The following is a 20,723-nucleotide window of genomic DNA, read 5'->3' as shown; positions in this document are numbered from 1 at the left end:
TGAAGCTGGCTGCGAGCCACCATTCCGATGTCGATTAAGAACAAACCAAAGATGTACCTGCACAAAACCGATCCCGCGGAAGCGGCACCGGTCAAGCGGTCGTACGATGCCGACTTCAAGCCTTCCGAAGCCTATCGGGAGTCAATGCCGGACATCATGGACGCAGTCGAATCGGAGCAAGGCGCGGCCGTTCCGATCCAGCAGGTCGGAGTATCAAACTTCAAGCTGCCGCTTACCTTTCGCGGGGCGGACGGCAAGCTGCTGACTCTCGAAGCCAGCATTACCGGGTCTGTCTCTCTCGAGGCTAACCTGAAAGGGATCAATATGTCCCGCATCATGCGTTCCTTTTATGAATTGAAGGACGAGGTTTTCACCATTGATACGGTCAAGACAGTGCTGGACCTGTTTCGCGACAAGGTGGTGTCTTACGACGCCCGCATTATCATCCGCTTCAATTATCCGATCGTGCAGCAAAGTCTGCGCAGCGGTCTGGAAGGGTACCAGTATTACAAGTGCGCTTTCGAAGGGCGGTTGTCCAAAAATGGAACTTTTGAGCGGCTGATCCATTTCGACTTCGTTTACTCGTCTGCCTGTCCTTGCTCAGCGGAGCTCGCGGAGCACGCCCGCGACTTGCGAGAAGCATACTCGATCCCGCATTCCCAGCGCAGCAAGGCGCGCGTATTTGTGAAGTTGGCGGAAGGGGCTCGTCTCGATATCGAAGACCTGCAAAAGCACCTTGCCACCGCCCTTAAGACCGAGACGCAGGTCATGGTCAAGCGCGAGGACGAACAGGCCTTTGCCGAGCTCAACGGCGCCTACATCAAGTTTGTGGAAGACGCGGCCCGCCTCGTTTACGAGCAGCTGGCCAGCGATGATCGGATCGCTGATTTCCAGGTTGCTTGCTCGCACCTCGAGTCGCTGCACTCGCATGATGCCGTTTCGGTGATCTGCAAAGGAGTACATGGCGGGTTTCGAGCGGATTTCTCGGATTTCGACTCCTTGATTTGCTAGTCAAAATTCGCGTAACTTTTCATTGAACTTCGCGGAGCGGCTGTTCACATTGGCCGCTCTTTCAAATTCGGGCTATGGCGCAGCCTGGTAGCGCGCTTGTCTGGGGGACAAGAGGTCGTGGGTTCGAATCCCGCTAGCCCGACCATTTGAAAAGAAAGCCTCTTTCGTAAATCGTTACGAAAGAGGCTTTTTTGTGGGTCGCTGCAGCTCTCGAGCTCGAGGATGGGTAGGGGGGTATCTATATTTTGAAGCGGTCTTCTGCCAAAAGGCCAGGGTGCTGGGAGGGGCGTGTGGTCCTCGCAACGCAAAACCGCCATCAGTGTACAGACTGATGGCGGTAGAATTGGCTTGTGGCAGATCGAGCTTTTCGAAGTTCGAATCCGATATAGATGAAGCTAGAAGGTGAAGCTGGAGGACAACTCCAGGCGGCGTTCTTCTGGTATGCGGTAGATCGCTCTCGTTCCGTCGGGCTGGGCGACGGTTGGGATCAGGTCATCGTCGTCTAGTAGATTTCGGATGTTGAACTGCAGCCTCCAATCAACCGAGTCGTTCATGATGGGGCGCTGATAGCCGACCCAAACGTCGAGATTTGATTCGTTCGGCCCAAAGAAGGGATTCGAAACGTCGATGATGCGGTCGCCGGCAGGACCGTCGATGATTGGGTAGCCGATCGCTGGCTCCGACTGCCAGCGGTAGGCTCCGCCGATATTCCAGCTGTCGTCGAGACGGTAGTTGGCGACGGCGTTGACGCGCCACTCACGAACCTCCTGACGGATAGCTCCGTCTTGGGCTACGACCGAGCGAATCTCGTTGGCGATCGTCTCTGCTTGTTGGGCAAGGGTGACGCCGCCTTGAGTTATCACTAGGCCTTGTCCGACAGGGCCAGTCCAGTTGTCGTAGAGGCTTTCGCCGTTTGTTCCGACTGGATCTTCGAAGTAGAACTTGCGCAGGGCTGCGCCGCTGTTGTCGCGTATGGCTTCCTGCTTGGCGACGTTGAGTACGAGGCTCAGTCGCTCAATCGGATTGTAGACGGTTTCCAGTTCGAATCCGGAGGACTGTGACTCGGTTACGCCGACGACGTTTCCTGGATCGCTGAAGGTCGCGGATCCGTCAGAGAGGCGAGCCACGTTGAAGGTGTCCAAGAGGAACTGTGGCGGAGCGACATAGCCAGACTCGAAGGGGATGCCATCGCCGTCTGGATCTGGATTGAGGCCGAATCGAGTGGTCTCGATCAAACGCACGTACTGGCGGTTAACGATTTCGCGGATCTGGTTGGAGATGGTGCCTTGGCTTACGTTTACCTGGTTGGTCTCGTACCAAGTCGCCCGGATATGCAGCTTATTGTCGAAGAGCGTGAGTCCGATGCTCTTGTCCACATTCTCGCCCTGAGGGGAGGAGATGCGATCGCCGTACACATTGAAGCGCGAGGTGGTAGGCTGGAAGTTAGAGGAGTCGTTGTAGTAGAAGCTGATTCGATCGATCCAGCTGATCTTCTCCGTCAAGCTGTCGGGGACGTGGAAGGCCGCTCCCCACGAGAAGGTGTCATTCTTGTCCGAGAACGTTGGGTTCTCCGGCAAGGTGTATACCTCGGGATCTACGATGCGCGAGCCTTGGGGGTGCAGAGGTGCGGGGCCTGCGTCGTAAGTGGTTAATTCGTCTTCTCTCCAGCCGAGAGTCGCTACCAGGAGATCGTTCCAGAAGTAGCTTTGGCTAACGAGCGCGAGCGATTCGACTTCGGAGCGACCGAAATCGGCGTCCTCCGGAGCGATGGTCAGGTTGCGGTCGTTGTTAAACACGTTCAGCGGGATGACCTCTGCTTCGGCGCCTGAGCCTTGCTCCTTGAGGAAGAAGACCGCGTCATTGCCGGTTAGGTTGAAGGCCGAAAGGCTACGCTCGGTATAAAGGCGAGGGATGTTCGCTCCCGACGGAGAATCGAGACCGGCCAAGCTGTCGCCCAGATAATGGATCGCTCCGAAACGTGGGCCTTGGCCGTTGCTGATGCTCGTGCTGGCTCCGTGGGTGAACTCGGAACCCGCATATGTGGTGGCTCCGTAGCGGGACTGGGCTTCGCGAGTTTGCTCGCTGAGAACGCCAGTTAGGACGTGGCGACCGAGCAGACGACCTAGAAAATCACTCTCCGTGTCGCGGAGGTCCAAGTCGTAGAATGCGGTCGCTCGCCATGCGCTACGCTGCGCTTCGTCGTAGTACATCTTGGGTACGTTGACGATGTAGGGGCGTCCGAAATTGGCATTTGGCGTGCCGTCGATCATGGTCAGCGCGTTATCGATCGCGAGCGTGGCGTTACGTTCGTCGCCAAGAAGCGAACCGTTTGCGTTGCTCATTTCCTGCTGATCAAAGGCGAGTTCGATACCGGCTTTGTTGTCGAGGAAGAGTTGTTCGAGGGTCAGGTTCCACGCTTCGAACTCCGAATCTTCATATTTGTTCGGCCCGTCGATGAGGTTGTTCCGAAAGTCGAAGATACTTGTATCGGTTAAGCTTGGCTGCTGATAGAAGCTCCAATCTTGTTCACCTGCTTCACGCAAGGCGTTGCTCATTCGAGTAATGCCAGTGTGAACTGCTGTAGTTGTTGGTCCGCTCGGGAAGGTCCAATTCGAGAGAACGAATTGGCGGCCGATGATGTTTTGGCTGGCGGTGGCTGCGGGATCGAGCGGCGTCGGCGAGTTTTCGTCTGGATAGATTACGACTGGGTTGCGCAGAGCTCCTCCCATCGGTTCCGCCTCGGAGGTATTGCGATTGCCGTAGGGGGTGTTGCCCGGATCGAAGGTGAATTTGGGTTCGGACGAAGGGTCCCACGGATCGAACCACGGGGTGATGTTGTCCGATGGAGGCGTTATGCGAGGGCGGTTGGCTTCGATCTCGCCCTTCTCGTAGTTGCCGCGTAATGACAAACTGGAGAGCATTCCATCCGTACCAGCAAATGGCTTGCTGTCGAGAGCTAGGAAAAGGCGGGAATCGTTTTCGAACGCCGGCTTTTGCTGGAATTTCTTGCGATCCTCCAGACCGATGATGCGGATGGCCAATTGGTCTTCGAGCACCACGCGATTAATGTCGATAACGCCACGAACAGAGCCGTAAGAGCCAACTTTCGCTTCAACGGTAGTGCTGTCATCGAAGAGCGCGGTTTCGGTCGAGTTGTTGATGATGCCCGCAGGGCTTCCCAATCCGAATAGAATAGAGTTCGCTCCGCGATTGATCTCGACCCGGCTTGTATTGTACGCGTCGAAAGGGATGTCGGTGGCGAAGTAGTTTCGTGTCAGGTCCGCGGACGCGAGTCCCCGCACACGGTTGCGGCCTGTGGCGCTGGCACGGCTGGTCCGCTCGTCTGCAAATCCGCTGGAGGCACCGGTAGCGGAGTAGTTGCCGCCCGATCCGCCTACTTCTGTTCCAACAGTATAGACTAGCAGGCTCTTGGCGTCGGTGGATCCGGTGTCGTCCATAAACTCTTCAGTGACAACCGAGATGGATGCGCTCACGTCTTGTAAAGAGGAACGCAGGCGCGAGCCGGCTAGGGTGCTCGTTGCCATGTATCCAGAATCTTCGTTTGAGGATACGACGAAGGGCGATAGCTCGAACGTCTCTTCATCATCCTGGTCGGTTGACTGGGAGTAGGAGGGAAGCGTCGTGAACAAGGGCGCTCCAAGTAGTATAAGGGGCAGTTTCTTCATAAGGGTGTTATCGTTTAGTTTGAGCCCCTAGCGTCACGCGGGGGGCGGTTTGAATATTTGTGACAAAAATTACCAGGACCAGTCGTCGGTCCTGAACGAGGAAGCGGGGAGGCCGGCCGAGTCGAAGAGGCTCGCCTCGGTCCAATTCTTCCAGGCGTAGCGAACAGCTACCGGTTCCTGTACCAGCTTGCTGGATACGTGCACGGTGCCGTCGCGTTTGGCGACTGCTTTGGCGGGATGAAAAATGCGGTCTGGCCCGGCGAGCGCAAAGTGCTCGAGCGGGACTTCGTAGTTCTGAAAGCCGTGCGTCATGCCGGTGAAGCTCAGGATAGCGATGGAGTCCTCGAAAGTCGCGTTTTGGAAGACGGGGCCAGTTGCCCCGAGGGGGGCGAATCCGTATTGCCGGTTGAGGGCGAAGTAGGCGAATCGGTTGGCCACTTCCCATTTCTGGGGCGGATGCACGGTGTGTGGCGAGCCGAGGTCGAGGGTGACAACCATGCCTGTATGGGGGACGTTTTTCGAAGTCTGAAACTGTGTCTCGCGTAAGTAGGCGGCCCGCGTCTGTTTACGGGTGAGCTCGTTGTATCGCTCGACGTTGGGAGCGATTTGAGCGAAGTAGAACGGGAGCTGCGAATCGCCGAAGGCATGGCGCCAGGACTGGATCATCCGTGGCAGGAGCCGGGCGTAGGGCAGTGGATCGTGCCGGTTTCCTTCGCCTTGGTACCAGAGCGCGCCGCGAATCTTGTATGGGCTAACCGGAGCGATCATGCCATTGTAGAGCGAGGAGTGGGCTCGGTGCGGAATCTCTGGATCCTCTTCGATCAAGTCATTAGGCGAGAATTCGAGAATTGCATCGCTCGGCAACCACGACTCGATCGCGGAGCTGGATCGAGCGGCAAGTATCATGCCGACGGGTACATCGAGCGTCTCGCGGAGGCGATTGCCAAAGAAGTAGCCGACAGCGCTGAATCGGGCGACGCTTTCGAGCTTAGCGGGGATCCATTGGCCCTCGACGTCCTCGACTGGTTTCTCGGCGAGCTGAACTCTCGCTGAAAAGAGCCTTAAGCGGTCGTCACGGCTAGCGAGCAAAGCCTCTTGGCTTCCTTCGACGGGTTGGTCTTTGAAGCCAAGAACAGGCATCGCCATGTTGGATTGGCCCGAACAAAGCCAAACTTCGCCGATCAGGATATTGGATACGGACAATGAATCGTCGGTAGTGCGGACCTGTATGTCGTAGGGACCACCGGCGCCTGGGGTTTCGAGCTCGGCAGACCAGCGGCCGTCTGGGTTCGCGATTGCGGAATGGGAGTTGGTGGGTTTGTGCCAGGAGGCTTGTACCTGCACCTCTTGACCCTCTCGCGCCCATCCCCAGATCGTCACCGCGCTATCCTGCTGAAGTACCATCCCGTCGCTCACGAGCGAAGGGAGACGCAGTTCTGCATAGCCGCCCGCGCTGAGGAAAAGCGACGCGAGTGCGATCAAGAGCGAACGGTAGTATTGTGCGTTTCCAGCGATCATGGCAGGTTGAGAGGTGACGCGTGTTCCGAGGGCTAGGCTTCGATGGCAGCGGTGGGTGGGACGAGCAGCGCACCGTTCTTTTCGAGCAAGTTTCGTAGCTGTTCGAGATCGAGATCTAGGTCGCTGAAGCTTTCCGACCTTTGCATAAATGCGGCGGCGGTGCCGGCTCCTTGTCCGATCGCCATCATGGTAGGCGTGGTGCGAATAGCGGCGAAAGCTTCGTGCGAGGCGCTGAGGCAGCGCCCGTTGACGATCAGGTTCCGGGCTTCGTTTGTCATGAGCGAACGGAGCGGGATGCTGTAAGTGGTTCCGGGTTTGAAGAACTGGGTATTCGTTCCGTTCTCGTCCGGTGAGTGAATGTCGATCGGGTAGCCGCCGAGGGCGATGGTGTCATCGAATTGGCGGGCGGCCAGCAGGTCTTCAGCAGTGAGCGTGTAACGTCCAATGACGCGTTTGGATTCGCGCACTCCAACTTTGCTGGAGGAGTCTAGGCGGATCGCGTTTTCGAAGCCTGCTGCATGCTTCTTGAGAAAATTGAAGATTTCAAGGCACTGCTTGCGTCCGATCATCTCTGCCTTGCTCAGGTCGAGAGGATTTGTCGGGTCGAGTCCCTGAATTCTGGATACATTGATGATAAAGGTTCCCTTTTCGCTCGTCTCGAATAGAAGGATGAATTCCCGATTAAAGCTTATCTCCCCTGTTTTGCGCGCCTGCTCAAGGGCTTTGATGAAGGTTTTGAGCGAGAGGCGAGGGGCCGTTTCGAGCCGCTTGAGCCCCAGCTCAGATCCGTAGTCGAACTCGCAGTCGTCGACGTTGTTCTTCACGTAGTCGATTAACTTGTCTCGGTCGACGTTGCCCAGCTTCAGGTTCATGGTCATGGGCTGAGTGAGGCTGTCCGCTTCACGCCCGAACTCGAAGGGCACGCCTGCTCGCGAGGCGAGATCGGCGTCGCCGGTGGAATCGATAAACACCTTTGCCTCGACGCGGGAAACGCCAGCTTTGTTGGCAATGGTTATGGCCTTTAGAAGACCGTCTTCCACTTCTGCGTCCAAGAGCAAGGTGTGGAAGAGGATGTCGACGCCCGCTTCGGTGAGCATTTCCTCCAGCTCGATTTTCAGCATTTCGCTGTCGAAAGGGGTAACGGTGGAAACGTAAGTGATGATGTCTTCGACGTGTCCGGGGCTTCCGCCTTTCGCGATCAAGCGATCGATCAGTTCTTGCGGGTATCCGCGAATAACCTGATCGCCGGAGTTGTTGTGGAAGGTCATCATGGGGCCGACACCCATGGCGGTGAGGCTGCCGCCGAGGAAGCCGAACTGCTCGACGAGCAAGACGCGGCAGCCTTCGCGGGCGGCGGCGAGCGCAGCCATCGAACCGGAAGGACCGCCTCCGGCGACGATGATGTCGTAGGAAGGTGAAAGGTTTGGTGAGCTTGTCATGGAAATTGGATACGGATTAGTTAGATTGGCTTTTGCTTGGGAACAGTCGGAGGGTGACCAAGGCAATCGCAATCAGGGCGGCGGCGCCGACGGGGTACCACCAGAAGAAGCTCACGCCGTACTTCTGTAGTGCTAGAATAGATACAGTGGCAGCGACGCTGCCGGTGAGGATCGCTTGCAAGTTACCCAGTCGCATCCAAGCAAGCAAAGCGATACCGAGGATGGAGCCATAGACATAGCCTGGTACCGATAGTCCCATGTCGAGAAGTCCGAGCTCTTTGGTAGAGTTGAAAAGTAGGGCGATTATGCTAAGAGTGATGCCCCAGAAGAGCACGCAGCCTTTGGAGAGTTTCAGGTAGAAGCGGTCGGGGCGATTTGGGAAAATGTAGGTGCGCAGTAGGTTGGTGGTGGTGGTTTGGGAGAGGGCTGAGAGCGCGGAGTCGAGCGTCGAAATACCGGCTGCGAAGAGGGAGGCGACCAGCAAGCCAGAGATGCCGACTGGCAAGTGGTTCACGATGTAGTAGGGCACTACGCGATCCGGTTCGGCAGCGATTTGGGCCGCCGCTTCAGCTGGAAGCGGGTTGACTTCGAAGAAGGCGACGAGGCCGATGCCGACCGCGAGCATGATCCATACGGTTACGTTGGCGAAGCAGGCTCCGTAGAGCGCCTTCTGGGCGTCGCGCAAATTGCGGCAGCAGTAGAGACGTTGCGTTACGACTTGGTCCACGCTTTTCTGGGCGAACTCGAAGATACTCGTGCCGAAGATGCCGACCCAGAGGGTGTAGGTGACCATAGGGTTGGCGGTCAGGTTTAGGATGACGAGCTTCCCCTTGTCGTCAGCGATTTCCAAAATCTGCGTCAGTCCGCCCGGCAGGGCGAATAGCAGGTTTGCCAGTATGAACAGGCTGCCGCAAATGAAAATCATTAACTGCAGGAAGTCGGTCCAAATGACGGTGGTGATGCCCCCCATCCAGGTCCAAATGACGGCGAACAGCCCTATCACAAGGATGGACTGCTGTAGTGAAAGTCCGGTTACAACGCTAAGAATTAGAGCGGTGGAAAGCAGGCGTACGCTTTGCGACAGTACGGCCCCCACGGTGAAGAGCAGGCGGGTGTAGTTGGCAACCTTGCGGCCGAGCCGGTCCTCTACGAAGTCGTATGGGCTGTAGTACTTCGCATTGTAGATCGCTTTAAGGAGGGTGTGGGCCAGCAGGATGTTGCCCAATATAAACCCTAGGGAAATCTGGAAGAATGTCAGGTCGCCGCCCGGCTTGAAGACCACGGAAGGAACCGCGACGAAGGTCAGGGCGCTGGTGCTGGTGGCGATGAGAGAGCCGGAGACTGCCCACCATGGCAGGTCGCGGCCTCCTGCGAAGAAGGATTCGACGTCTTGGCCCTTGCCGCGCAGTGCGTGTCCGAACCAGGTGGTTCCGAGCAGGAATGCGATTAGCAAGGTCCAATCAATAGCGGTGAATGGGGAGCTGTCCATGTAAAGTCTGGTATGAAAAGGCGTGTCAGGGAGAGAGGGGTGATGTGTCCTCTGACCCTTACCTTGTCGCCAATTGACACTGTTGCCAGCAACGTTTCCCGTTTGTTTACCGTAAATGAATTGCCCTGCCTTTTGGCGGCCCTCAACCTTGGATGCATGAGTGAAAAGCGGGTACGATTAAAGGACATCGCAGAGCGGGCGGGAGTGACGCCGATGGCGGTTTCCTATGCGTTAAGGGGGGCGCCGAACGTGTCTGAGGAGAAGCGAAAGCGCATCATCAAGATTGCAGAGGAGATGGGCTATGTTCCGGATCCCGCGGTTTCCCGCATGATGTCCTATCTGGCTGGGCGGAAGGGCACACGGGTTTTTCAGAACACGATCGCCTTGTTGAACACGAGCGAAGATAGCCGTTTCGTAGAGCGCGAGGTCTTGCTGGCAATGTTCCATGATTCCGCTACGGAAAGGGCGGAGGAACTTGGCTACCACTTGGAGCTGTTTTGGTACCATCAGCCACGCACCAGTCCGCAACGTTTGGCGGGCATCCTTAAATCGCGGGGCATAGAGGGGATCATTCTCTCCTCGTCGGGCAAGGCGGGCACGAAGCTGGACTTCGACTGTTCGGGGTTTTCGTTTGTGGCGTTGGGAGACACGATCGTGGAACCTCGGGTCAATCGAGTGATGGAGTTTCACTTCAACAACGCGTTCACGTTGCTCGCCGAATTGAAAGCTCTCGGTTACCGGAAGTTCGGTTTTGTATTCAACGAAGACGTGCAGCGTATGCACGCCATGCGCCACAAAGCGGCTGCGCTTTGTCATCTCTCCGAAGTGGCTCAAGAACTATATGTTCCGATATATGAATACAAGGATTGGGACGACGGAGGCTTCGAGACGTGGTATCAAGAGAATCGACCAGAGGTCGTGGTCTCGAACCGTCCTGCAGCTTGGGACGCCTTGAAGCGATTAGGTGTGGCGGTTCCGGAGGAGGTCGGCTTCGCTCAACTGGAACTCTTTGAGGATGGGGCGAAGGTTGCTGGAATGCGGACCCGCTTTAACTTGCTGGGAAGGGCTGCGGTCGAGCAGCTTGTAGGTCAGCTGCACAGCCGAGAGTTGGGGCTGCCGTCGGCTCCCAAGACAGTCAAGATGGAAGGCAGTTGGCTCGGCGGGCCGACGGTGCGCAAAATCCGATAGAACCTAGGATTGTTTACGGTAAATGAACTCAGGCCGTTGCGAGCGAGAATGTCATACTAGATCAATCACGTAGAGTGGATCGGATCCAGTCCGCTCCCGTCCGTGCTTCGATGTCGAAACTTGTTCACCCGCCATCAATAAGGATTTTATTGTGAGAGTGGTGGGTTCGTATCCGAATCTCGAAACGAATTTCCTAAACCCCGAAACTTATGACCCCATTCAGAATAAAGTTAGTCTTATGGGTAGGTAAGCGCTGCCTTGCTGCGTTCAATAGCGTGTTGAAGTCAACTTGCTCTCTTTGCTGCGTAGCGCTCGTTTTTATTTCTGTGGAAACCCTCGGGGCCCGAGAGGAAGGGAAGTGCCCGAACATCCTTTTTGCGATCAGCGACGACCAGTCCTACGACCATACAAGTTTTGCGGGTAGTACATTCGTGAATACGCCAGCCTTCGACCGGATCGCGGAAGAAGGAGTCTATTTTACGAATTGCATCGCGGGCTCGCCTGGCTGCGCTCCGTCGCGTAGCGCCCTTGTTACCGGCCGGCACCACTGGCAGAACGAACAATCGGGGCAGCACGCTTCCGCTTGGCTGAAAAAGCACGTTCCTTTTATCGACGAAATTCGCCGGAATGGATATTACGTCGGTAGGACTGGCAAGGGCGTGGGCCCGTTCCAGTACGCTCGTGACGAAAGCGATAGTCAGTGGCGCGAAGGAAATGCGGCCGGACCTGAGCTTAGCGACATTCGCTACGGTAAAGAGGGGCATGAGGACAGACGTCCGACCACCCGGATCGGCCCGTCCGACTATTTCTCGAATTTTGAGAATTTCCTGGAGAATCGTCCTGATGGAGCACCCTTTTTCTTCTGGTACGGAGGAACGGAGCCGCACCGCCGCTACGAGAAAGGAAGCTGGAAGCGGAGCGATAAGCGACTCACTGACGTACAAGTGCCGGGATTTTTGCCTGACAATGACGTGATCCGCGGTGACCTTTTGGACTATGCCTTGGAAATCGAGTGGTTTGACCTCCACCTGATGCGAATGCTGCGTTATCTCGAAGAGAAGGGTGAGCTTGAGAACACGATCGTGATCGTGACTGCCGACAATGGCATGCCGTTCCCGAGGGCGAAAGCCAACTGCTTCGACTACGGCGTTCGCGTGCCGCTGGCTATTCGCTTCCCGAAGGCGTTCCCGGGAGCCCGCGTTATCGACGACCCTGTTCGTTTCATTGATTTTGCGCCGACCCTATTGGAGCTGACGCGTACGAAGCCGGAAGAAATGCTGGCCATGAGGGGCAAGAGCATAGCCGCTGCTCTGAGCTCGAAAAAGAGCGGATCCGGTGTATTGAGAAATCAATACGCGTTCTCTGGAAGGGAGCGGCATTCTTCCTCTCGTCACGACAATTGGGGGTATCCGCAGCGGGCGATCCGCAGCGAGCGGTATTTGCTGGTGTGGAACGCAAAGCCAGAACGCTGGCCCGCTGGCGCTCCCCAGTGCGTCGATCCAGAAGATTCTAGGAAACTGTTGCCCCTATATGGCATGAACGAGACAGGCGAGCACGTGAGCGAATGGGCTTTCACCGACATCGACGCCAGTCCCAGCAAGTCGCATCTAGTCGAAGAATACGTGAACAAAGGGGCGAGGCATTTCCTTGATTTAGCGGTCGGAAAGCGCCCGCAGTTCGAACTTTATGACGTGCAGGCGGATCCCTACTGTCTCCGTAACCTAGCGGGCAATGAAAGCCACGCGAAGCAAGAAGCTAAGCTTAAGAAAGCGCTCTTCGCGGAGCTCAAGCAAACGAACGATCCACGAGTGGTCGGTCCGGACAAGGAAGTATTCGATTCCTATCTACGCTACAGCCCGATGCGCGAATTCCCTGCTCCTTCTGAGGCCGAGATGGACGAACTTCCAAAAAAGAGTAACGCAGCATTATGAGATTGATCGGGTTCGTATACGCATTCGTCCTCGCGGGAGCGATAACTTGCAACGCTTCCGAGCCGCTTCGCATGCACATCGCCCAGCGCTTGGATGGCGAGCAACGAAAGGAGCTCGCTGATGTTCCCTGGGAGAGAGTCACGGGGGAGTTGGCTGACTACTGGCTGAAGTTCGGTTGGACTGACGGGCAGTTGAGTGTGGGAATCAAGCTAGACGATGCGGCTATGAAAGCGGGGCGCTATTTTCACTTCTGCCTGGATTTTGAAAACGACAGTGACTTCGCGTATCAGGAAGACGACTACCATTTCTCGGTATCCCTGCCGGATGAACATGGTCAGCTATCCTTTTCGCTCGTGCGAACGGGAGGCAGCCCAGTGGAGCCAAAGGAAGTGATGCAAGGCCAAGGAAGGCACTCGGGGCAGGGATGGGAAATTGAATTGTCTGCGGACCTCGGTAAGCTGAGTGAAAGAAAGCTTCGCGAGGGGACGGATCTCGGAATGAAGTTCGAGCTTAAGCAGGCGCCCGGGCCGAACCCGCTGCCAATACACTGGGGCGATTTGCTCTTGGGAGATTCGAGCGGCGAGGTTGCGCGTCGAACGCTTCAAAGGGCGCAGGAACATCAACTGCGGGCCGAGGAGCGATTTGAGAGGCATCAAGCCGATCCGGACGCGCCGCACGAGCTAAGCCCAGGTACGAAGGAGGACCTGCGACGCGTGCGTGAGAGGATCGTACAAGCCCAGCAAAGAGAGTTGGATCGAGCGGAACTGCGAGGTTACCTCAATTCGCAGCAGGAGGATGGCTCCTGGCAGGACATCCGATACTACCACTCAGGCGCTCCCGATGCGGAGGGAGGTTGGGAGCACATGAATCGACTATTGGAATTGGCGGTTTCGGTTCGCTTCTCTGATTTTGGAGAAGAAGCCCGAGCCGCTTTGTATCGCGGTTTGGACTACTGGTTTGAGGAAGGTTTCGTATTCAAGAATTGGTGGCGAAATGAAATTGGAGTGCCCCTTCAGATGGGACGAATTGCCCTGCTTGACGAAGCGCTTTCCGAGCCGAGGAAAGAGCGAATCGTGGAGGTCATGAAGCGAGCGAAGCGTGCGATGACCGGCCAGAATCTCGTTTGGATCAACAAGGTTACTGCTATGCGGGGGGTGCTGGAAGGGAACCCCGCATTGGTCGAGCGTGCCTTCGGACGGATTGAAGATACCGTCCGCGTGACGGCGGGCGAGGGAGTTCAGTCGGATTTTAGCTTTCATCAGCATGGGGCATTGTTGTACTCCCATGGATACGGGGCTGACTTTGCCATCGACGCCACTCAGACTTATTATTGGTCACAAGGCGGACAGTTCGAGATGTCCCGCGAGACGCTAGCCCTTCTAGAGGACATGCTTCTGGAGGGCAACCGCTGGATGGCCCGAGGCTTGTTTGCGGATTTCGCTGCTCTGGGCAGGAACGTAGTTCGGCCAGAGAGCAGCGCCCGCTATTTGGCTGAGGCCGCCTCGACCTTGCTTGACGCGGACGCGGATCGAAAAGAAGAGCTGCGGCAGCTGATTGCGGCGACTCGTGACTACGCGGCAGATGAATTGGAAGGTAACCGCTACTTCCATCGTTCTGAGTTCATGGTGCATCGCCGGCCGCAGTATTACGCGTCCGTTAACGTCTATTCGCAGCGTATGTCCGGCACGGAGTCTCTTAACGGAGAAGGGCTAAAGAGCTATTATCTGCCGGATGGAGCGACGCTCTTTCTAAGAAGGGGCGATGAGTACGAAGGCCTCTTGCCGATCTGGAATTGGAGAAAGATTCCAGGAGCGACGATCCCTGTTCCCGAAGAGTCGAAACGGCCTGTAGAATTCCCCAAAGCAGGCTCGAAAGGCGGATCGGATTTCGCCGGAGGCGTAAGCGACGGATGGGTCGGTTGCGTTGGGTACGATTATCGAAAGGACGGCGTACACGCGAAAAAAGCCTACTTCGGCTTCGACTGGGGCTTGGTTTGCCTGGGGGCGGATATCGATTGGTCGAGGGGAGGAAAGCTTCAGACCACGGTCAACCAAACCCGCTTGAACGGGGAGGTCGCGATAGGAGGGGCTCAGGGAGTCAAGGCCCTCTTGGAGCTAGGCGAACGTCAGGTGGAAGGCGATGTGCGTTGGGTGTCTCATGACGGGTTCGTCTACTTTTTCCCAGAAGGCCAGCGGGTCGAGGTCGTTGCCCAGAGGCAGCAGGGGAGCTGGCGGGAGCTGAGTCGGAGGGAATCAGAACTGCCTCTGAGCGGCGAAGTGCTTACGGTTTCGGTAGAGCACGATTCGCCGGAAACGAGCCGCTATGTCTATGGAGTCGTAGCTGATGCGTACATCGACTCCGCTGAAGCGTTTGCGGAAGAGCCTCGGTTTACTGTATTGGAGAATACAGGACAGGTTCAGGCGGTCGCCGACCGAGCCGCTGGCGTATTCGGTGCAGTTTTCTATGAAGGAGGGACGGTGCCGCTTGATGTTGGCTATTCTGTCAAGGTAGACCGACGGTGCGCAGTGCTCCTGCGCAAATCGGCTGAAGGAACGTTTCTGCTTACTCTTGCGAGTCCGGCGAGAGAAACTGGAGGCGTTACCGTAACTATCGAGAAAGCCGATACTGGGCAGCGTCTCTCGCTCGAGCTCGAGTTGCCAGGAAATCTGCATGACGCGGGTGGTTCGGTATCAGGAGAGATTGAATTTTAGTAGACGACCATGCCCTGTACATGCTGCTGCATAAATAGGCATTTGCTGTAAGCGATGCGACTTCGTTGCTCCAATGTAATGAATCTCGTGCCCCCGAAAAGAATCACACCCGCTATGAAACTATCTGTTTATTCCCGTATTTCAAAATCGTTAACCGCGATGGCAGTGCTGCTGGCCTTGGCTGCAGTGTGCCGCGTTGCCGCGGAAAGTCGCCCCAACGTCGTTGTCATTTTTACGGACGACCACCGTTGGGATGCAGTGGGTGCTTCCCGAAATTCGCGTATCCAAACTCCGAACATAGACCGCCTTTCGGAAAATGGTCTCTATCTTCCAAATGCATTCGTGACGCTCTCGATTTGCGCTCCGAGCCGAGCGGCGTTGCTCACGGGTCGCTATGGTACGCACAACGGCGTGGTAGACATGCAGACTGATTTAGTGATTGAGGAGGGGACGCTTGCCCAAAGGCTAGGGGAAGCGGGTTACGAAACTTCGGTATTCGGTAAATGGCATCTTAAAGCTACGCCAGAACGGCTCGGCTTTGACTATGCGTCCACATTTTACGGACTGGTGCCGTATTGGGATGTGGAGTTCAAGCGGCAAGGGACCGAGATTGCCACGAGCGGCTTTGTAGATGATGCGACCACTGAAGAAGCCGTTCGTTACCTTGAACGCAAGCGGGCGGAGCAGCCGTTTTTTGTGTGGTATAATTCTTTCGCCCCGCACATGGACAACCAGTTCGCTTGGCCGGCACGCGCGCAGACTTTGGATAAGTATCCGAAATCTAACTTGCCGCTACCGAGAACGTGGGAAGGCGAACTGTTGGGCAAGCCCCCGTACTTGTCGCGGAGCCGGCCTCGCCTGAGAGCATTGGAGTATGGATACGCAGAAGCGGAATCTGTACTTGACCACATTCAAGGTTACTACGCATCGGTGACCGACATGGATTCGGCGGTGGGTAAGCTGATGGACTACCTAAGGCACAGTGGCTTGGCGGATGATACCTACGTTATCTTGATGGGCGACAATGGCTGGTTCAATTCCGAGCACGGTCTTACCAGTAAAGTGCTGGCGTACGAAGAGTCGATCCGAGTTCCGATGATCGTAGCCGGTCCGGAGGTCCAGAAAGGGGTACGTGATGAGCTTGTGCTCAATATCGACATCATGCCGACAGTTCTGGAACTGGCAGGCCTTGAAGCGAGCGACGCCTTACAGGGACGAAGCTTGGTTCCGATCATGAAAGGTGAACCTGTGTCCGGATGGCGTGAATACATTTATTACGAGGCGCCTTTTCCGCAGCATGGAACGCAACCGCATCTGGCAGTCCGTACCAAGGAATGGAAGTATATCGCGACCTATGACGACTCCAGTTTGCAGGCCTTGCAGTTTGAGGAGCTATACCATCTGGAGAGCGACCCGGAGGAGCAGCACAACCTAGCCAGCGACATTACCTTGAAGCGAATACTCTTCGAGATGCGAGCGAAGCTGGAAGAGGCTCGAGGGCGTTACACGAATCCAGATAGATTGCTGGATTCGGGTAAATAGGCAGCTGGTAGAACGAAGGGAGTTTATCAAACGCTTAGGCGTTTCCCTTTGGGAGAACGTTCCTTGGGGTCGGTGATGACAGTCTGTTCCGTTCGAGGGAGGGGGCCGGAGAGTAGAGGGTCGTCCGTCTCCTTCATCCACTGGTCGAGGCGGGAACGCATCTCCTCAAGGACGACGGCGTTGGCAGGGGACGTGGCGAGGTTCCGCGATTCGCAGGGATCGAAGGTGAGGTCGAAGAGCAGCTCTTGTTCGTAGCCATTTTCGGTCCAACCGTTTTGTATCCAAAAATCCTTGCTTGGGCCGTCGTCGCAGTTGGGTAGTGGTTGGTAGGGGTAGTCTTTGTAGCGGCGGATGTATTTCCAGCGTTCCGTACGCACGGAGCGGGAGGGCTCTTCCGTGGCGTGGTAATTGATTTCGGCGAAGACGCAGTCGCGTTTGGCGACTTTGCCCTCTGCGTTTGGCAGCAGGCTCTGGCCTTGCATGCGCTTGGGAATGGGGAGGCCAGCCAATTCTAGTACGGTGGGTGCGAGATCTATTTGCGAAACGAGGGATTCAGCGACCCTACCACCGTTGAAACCGCCGGGACCGCGCAGGATGAGCATGACTCCTGTTCCGTGGTCGGTGAGGTTGCATTTCATGGCAGGGAAGGCGATCCCATGGTCGGTGGTGGCGATGACGAGTGTGTTCTCCGCAAGGCCGGAGCGGTCGAGGGCGTCGAGGACTCGCCCGATGCTAATATCCAGGCTTTGGATACTGGCGGCGTAGTTGGCAAAGTCGGCACGCGTCTCCGGGCTGTCGGGAATGGGAACGGGCGGACGCAGGTAATCTGGATTGGGGGGCTCGACTTGGCGAGGAAAGGCCCCGTCGTCGGTACGGTGGGGAGCGAAGTAGCCGAGGGAAAGAAAGAAGGGTTTTTGGGGCGGGTTGGCAAAGTAGTTTTCAGCGGCCGCGGTGGGCGTTTCGAAATCTTGTTCGGTCGTGAGGATCTGATCGTAGCCGATGTCTTCGATACTTGAAAGCGGCGGGGCGGCGATGTGCTGGGTGCCGGCGAGGGCGGAGGTGTAGCCAGCGGCTCGCAATTGGTTGGCGAGGTGGTGCTGGTAGTCGTTGAGTCGGAAGCCGCGGTGGGCTAGGCCAAGCATGCCGTTATTGTGGGCGTATTGGCCGGTGAGCAGACAGGCCCGGCTAGGAGAGCAAGTCGGGTTGGCGCAGTGAGCGTTGCGGTAGAGCGTTCCTTCCTCGGCGAGTCGCTGTAGGTTGGGCGTCACTACAGGATAACCATAGGGCTGGATATAGCGGCCGGCGTCGTGGCAGTGTAGGTAGAGGATGTTGGGAGGACATTTTTGCATGAGAGGATCAGCCTTAAGGCGTTTTGCAGCGTGTTAAGTAGGCAATGAATTGGGCTTAAATAGTCAAAGGTAAGGCGACTGAGTTCAGTCGAGAGGCGCCCAATCGAATAGCTGGGCGTCGGCGATGACGCGGGGGCTGTCCCAGACAGGGAGATCGTAGAGGCTGAGACTCGGGCCGAAGGGGGCGAGGGTGTCTTCGGGCACGGCCCAAACGAGTCCACTGAGGAGGTCGAGCAGGACGGGTTCTTGCAGGCTGAGCTCATTGGCAACGATACTGACGGTTTGAGCTTCGAAGGACTCGTCTGGTTTTTCCGCAGCGTCCCAGAAGACGAAGCCTTGATGTCCGCTTTGGCGGTCCTTTACTTTGAAGGAATAGAGGCTGGAGAGGTTGGAGACGGCGGTGTCGCGCTGCTGCGGAAAGCGTTGATCGGAGAAGAGAGCGCAAGCGTGGCGGTATGAGAAGTAGGAGATCTTGGGCCGTTCGATGGAGAGGTCCTCGGGGCGGATCTTGAGTTTCCCTTTCGTATTCAAAATATCGAAGTGGGCTTGGTTGTAGTTCATCTCCGATATCGAGAAGAGGGAGAATGGAATGTCGCGGGACCAGTGGGCGAGGGAGCGGCGAAGGTCCCACTTGGCTTGGCTGAGTTCGGACCAGTCGAGATTCTTGAGGGCGAACTTTTCGGCGCGTTCCGAGGGGGCGCCGGTCTCGCCTTGCCAGATAACGGCGTGGGGAATGTGTTGGTCGAAGTAGGCGCGGACTTCGGCGTGGCGCTCGAAGCTGTGGTCGGGGTTGGCGGGGTAGCCGTGCACGGTGATACCGTCGATAAGGGAGAGGCTGTCGCGAGCGGAGAGGGTTTCTACGAGGTCAACCAGGCCGGAGCCGGGGCGGGCGTGCACGTAGGCAAGGGCGAGGGCGAGTATGGTCGCTTCGGGTTGTTCTTCGCGGATAATCTTCGCGGTACGTTCGTATAGGCGAGGGTAGGCGCCCACTTCAGTTTGGTTGTGGCGCAGGTCAGCCTCGTTCCAGATTTCGTAAGTTGCGACGCGGCCACGGAAGTGCTGGATAGCGGCGCGGGTGTAGTTTTCCCAGGCTTGCAGGGCGGTTTCGGAATGGGGAAGTCCTCCGCCAAGCCCGGTGCCGCCGGCGCCTTCGTAGATGGGGTTACCGTAGCTGAGGCTCAGCCAGGGCTGCACGCCGGAAGCGAGGCAGCCGTCGACGATGCGATCCAGCCAGGCGAAGTCGTATTCGCCTTTTTTCCGTTCGGACTTGGCCCAGCCGCTTTGCAGGCGGACATGTTTAGCTCCGAGCGGTTTTAAGTAGGGTCCCCACGCTTCGAAGTCGGTAAAGTCGCGGTCCATGGTTTCGCCGCCGATGCCGAGCAAGGAGCCTCCGATCTCAGTGGCTTCGCGAGGGCTGAGTCTTCCGATGAGATCGTAACCTGCGGGCATGCTATCTATGACGCCTTGCTCAGCGAGCTGCCATTCTTCGAAGCCGGTCGAGAGCTTAGGAGGCGTTTCCGCCTGTAACGATAGGACGGATACGGTAAGAGATGTTGCGAAAAAGCGGGAGAGTGTGTTCACGGATCTTGTTGGAAAAAGGGTAAGGCGTGGCTCGAAAAGTGTCGAGCCACGCCAAAGTTTCTTGAAAACGGCGACCGGGTCAGTGATCAGGTACGCCGGTACTGAGATTGTTTATTCAGCGCCCCAGGTTAGGAGGGCGTTTCCGTTTATTACGAGTTTCTCGCTGGCGATGCAGCCTTGTAGCGTAGAGGAACCATTGAGGGTAACCTTGCTGCTGGGTGCTTCGACGAATCCGTTAAGATTTGAGGAGCCGTTGAGGGTGAGGTCGCCGTCGGAGAAGCGGAGCCAGAGGGATTCTGGCGAAGCCTCGTCGCCGATGGTGGCGTTATTGAGCGAGACATTTCCGCTAAGGTTGATCACGACGGGACCCAGGATTTGGATACCGGTATTGTAGCCGTTTAGGGTGATGCCTTCGAGGTTGTAGACTGCTGGTTCAGTAGCGCCTGCGGTCCCGAGGATGAAACTGCTGCTGCCGTTGGCGGTGAGTTTTCCGTAGGTACCGGTTGGGAGTTCGCGTGAACCAGCGTTGCTGTTGAGGGTGAGGTTTCGCAAGGTCGCGAGGTCACCGATTTCGTCCTCAGGATGGTTGAGGGAAACGTTGCGGTTGCCTGCTGGAGCGGGTGTCGCCTCTACCACTGGGAGGCTCGGTGGATTCACGCGGCTTACAACGTTGTTGAGGGAGGCGCCTCCGTTGAAGGTGATGCGGTAGTCGTCGGGAGCGACGTCGCCGCCGGCATCAATTCCTCCGGAGAATCCAGGTTGGCCGTTGACGCGAATCTCCGGAGTGCCGGGGAGAAGGAGATCGCCTGATAGGGCAGTTCCGCCATTGAGGTTGAACGATTCGGCTTCTATCAGTTGCACGGATCCTATGACGCCACCGTTCAAGGTCGGTGCGTCCTGGACGAGCGCTGTGGCCACGATGGTGAGGCTACCGCTGACGTCGCCTTGGTAGTTTGCATCGTCGACGGTTGCAGTTACGTCGTAGGTTCCTGGATACGTGGGAGCGACAGGCTCGCCATCGAAGAGCAGGGTAACCTCCAAGGATGCGGGATCCGTTTCTACGGAAACTTCGGCGGCAGCACCGTCGTAAACGTGCCAGAGACCGTCAAGGCTGAGGTTAGCTGCAGCTTGAGCCACTTCGAAGCTCGCTTGCTGGGCGGTTGCCGGAGCGTAGTTGGCATTTCCGGGTTGGGACGCTTCTACGGTTACGGAACCGGCACCGGTGAGGGTGAGGGTGTTGCCGGAGATTTCGGCTGGACCGCTGAGCACTGATAGCGC

12 protein-coding genes and 1 tRNA gene are annotated in these 20,723 nt (G+C 56.9%); 6 read left to right on the top strand and 7 right to left on the bottom strand.

Annotated elements, in window-relative coordinates; translation table 11 throughout:
- Window positions 1–27 precede the first annotated feature (27 nt).
- Together folE2 and QEH53_RS19730 are read left to right on the top strand one after the other, a co-directional pair.
- Window positions 28–1,011 carry a GTP cyclohydrolase FolE2 gene (gene folE2, locus QEH53_RS19735; protein WP_309024944.1) on the top strand — a complete coding sequence of 328 codons (984 nt, stop codon included), beginning with the start codon at window positions 28–30 and terminating at the stop codon, window positions 1,009–1,011.
- A gap of 68 nt (window positions 1,012–1,079) precedes the next feature.
- Window positions 1,080–1,156, top strand: a tRNA-Pro gene (locus QEH53_RS19730).
- Between the two features lie 250 nt (window positions 1,157–1,406).
- Here QEH53_RS19730 and QEH53_RS19725 read toward each other — a convergent pair.
- From QEH53_RS19725 to QEH53_RS19710, 4 genes are all read right to left on the bottom strand, one after another.
- Complete coding sequence (locus tag QEH53_RS19725; protein ID WP_309024943.1) at window positions 1,407–4,697, bottom strand: TonB-dependent receptor plug domain-containing protein; 3,291 nt, start codon at window positions 4,695–4,697, stop codon at window positions 1,407–1,409.
- A 69-nt stretch (window positions 4,698–4,766) separates the two neighbouring features.
- A complete protein-coding gene (locus QEH53_RS19720) occupies window positions 4,767–6,215 on the bottom strand; it encodes a sialate O-acetylesterase (RefSeq protein WP_309024942.1) in 1,449 nt (482 codons plus the stop codon).
- A gap of 32 nt (window positions 6,216–6,247) precedes the next feature.
- Window positions 6,248–7,654, bottom strand: coding sequence for an FAD-dependent oxidoreductase (locus tag QEH53_RS19715; RefSeq protein ID WP_309024941.1), 1,407 nt, complete (start codon window positions 7,652–7,654; stop codon window positions 6,248–6,250).
- 16 nt (window positions 7,655–7,670) lie between these two features.
- Window positions 7,671–9,143 (bottom strand): hypothetical protein, encoded by a 1,473-nt coding sequence (locus QEH53_RS19710; protein ID WP_309024940.1) that lies wholly within the window; start codon window positions 9,141–9,143, stop codon window positions 7,671–7,673.
- A gap of 156 nt (window positions 9,144–9,299) precedes the next feature.
- On the opposite strand from QEH53_RS19710, the gene QEH53_RS19705 reads away from it, so the two are divergent.
- The 4 genes from QEH53_RS19705 to QEH53_RS19690 all read left to right on the top strand — a co-directional run bounded on the left by QEH53_RS19705 (window position 9,300) and on the right by QEH53_RS19690 (window position 16,515).
- Entirely contained in the window at window positions 9,300–10,331 is a 1,032-nt protein-coding gene (locus QEH53_RS19705) for a LacI family DNA-binding transcriptional regulator (protein ID WP_309024939.1), read from the top strand.
- A gap of 326 nt (window positions 10,332–10,657) precedes the next feature.
- Window positions 10,658–12,262 (top strand): sulfatase, encoded by a 1,605-nt coding sequence (locus QEH53_RS19700; protein WP_309024938.1) that lies wholly within the window; start codon window positions 10,658–10,660, stop codon window positions 12,260–12,262.
- The gene (locus QEH53_RS19695) at window positions 12,259–14,973 is read left to right on the top strand and encodes a polysaccharide lyase family 8 super-sandwich domain-containing protein (protein WP_309024937.1); all 2,715 of its coding nucleotides are present in this window, start codon (window positions 12,259–12,261) and stop codon (window positions 14,971–14,973) included. Before QEH53_RS19700 ends, QEH53_RS19695 begins: the two co-directional genes overlap by 4 nt.
- Before the next feature lie 114 nt (window positions 14,974–15,087).
- The gene (locus QEH53_RS19690) at window positions 15,088–16,515 is read left to right on the top strand and encodes a sulfatase-like hydrolase/transferase (RefSeq protein WP_309024936.1); all 1,428 of its coding nucleotides are present in this window, start codon (window positions 15,088–15,090) and stop codon (window positions 16,513–16,515) included.
- 26 nt (window positions 16,516–16,541) lie between these two features.
- Here QEH53_RS19690 and QEH53_RS19685 read toward each other — a convergent pair whose 3' ends face one another.
- The 3 genes from QEH53_RS19685 to QEH53_RS19675 form a co-directional block, all read right to left on the bottom strand.
- A complete protein-coding gene (locus QEH53_RS19685; protein WP_309024935.1) occupies window positions 16,542–17,864 on the bottom strand; it encodes a sulfatase in 1,323 nt (440 codons plus the stop codon).
- A gap of 84 nt (window positions 17,865–17,948) precedes the next feature.
- Window positions 17,949–19,445, bottom strand: a complete 1,497-nt coding sequence (locus QEH53_RS19680) for a hypothetical protein (protein ID WP_309024934.1) — start codon at window positions 19,443–19,445, stop codon at window positions 17,949–17,951.
- A 111-nt stretch (window positions 19,446–19,556) separates the two neighbouring features.
- Window positions 19,557–20,723: MBG domain-containing protein (locus QEH53_RS19675; protein ID WP_309024933.1), on the bottom strand; the 1,167-nt coding region annotated here is incomplete at its 5' end.

Origin of the sequence: Pelagicoccus sp. SDUM812002 (assembly GCF_031127835.1) — a bacterium.
Taxonomy (GTDB): domain Bacteria; phylum Verrucomicrobiota; class Verrucomicrobiia; order Opitutales; family Opitutaceae; genus Pelagicoccus.
Note: the sequence above shows the minus strand (reverse complement) of the source record. Positions and strands in the feature narration are given on the sequence as shown.

Bases quoted from the DNA above. Each gene is read 5' to 3' on its own strand.
- folE2 (WP_309024944.1), top strand. From the start codon at position 28: ATGTCGATTAAGAACAAACCAAAGATGTACCTGCACAAAACCGATCCC.
- QEH53_RS19725 (WP_309024943.1), bottom strand. From the start codon at position 4,697: ATGAAGAAACTGCCCCTTATACTACTTGGAGCGCCCTTGTTCACGACG.
- QEH53_RS19720 (WP_309024942.1), bottom strand. From the start codon at position 6,215: ATGATCGCTGGAAACGCACAATACTACCGTTCGCTCTTGATCGCACTC.
- QEH53_RS19715 (WP_309024941.1), bottom strand. From the start codon at position 7,654: ATGACAAGCTCACCAAACCTTTCACCTTCCTACGACATCATCGTCGCC.
- QEH53_RS19710 (WP_309024940.1), bottom strand. From the start codon at position 9,143: ATGGACAGCTCCCCATTCACCGCTATTGATTGGACCTTGCTAATCGCA.
- QEH53_RS19705 (WP_309024939.1), top strand. From the start codon at position 9,300: ATGAGTGAAAAGCGGGTACGATTAAAGGACATCGCAGAGCGGGCGGGA.
- QEH53_RS19695 (WP_309024937.1), top strand. From the start codon at position 12,259: ATGAGATTGATCGGGTTCGTATACGCATTCGTCCTCGCGGGAGCGATA.
- QEH53_RS19690 (WP_309024936.1), top strand. From the start codon at position 15,088: ATGAAACTATCTGTTTATTCCCGTATTTCAAAATCGTTAACCGCGATG.
- QEH53_RS19685 (WP_309024935.1), bottom strand. From the start codon at position 17,864: ATGCAAAAATGTCCTCCCAACATCCTCTACCTACACTGCCACGACGCC.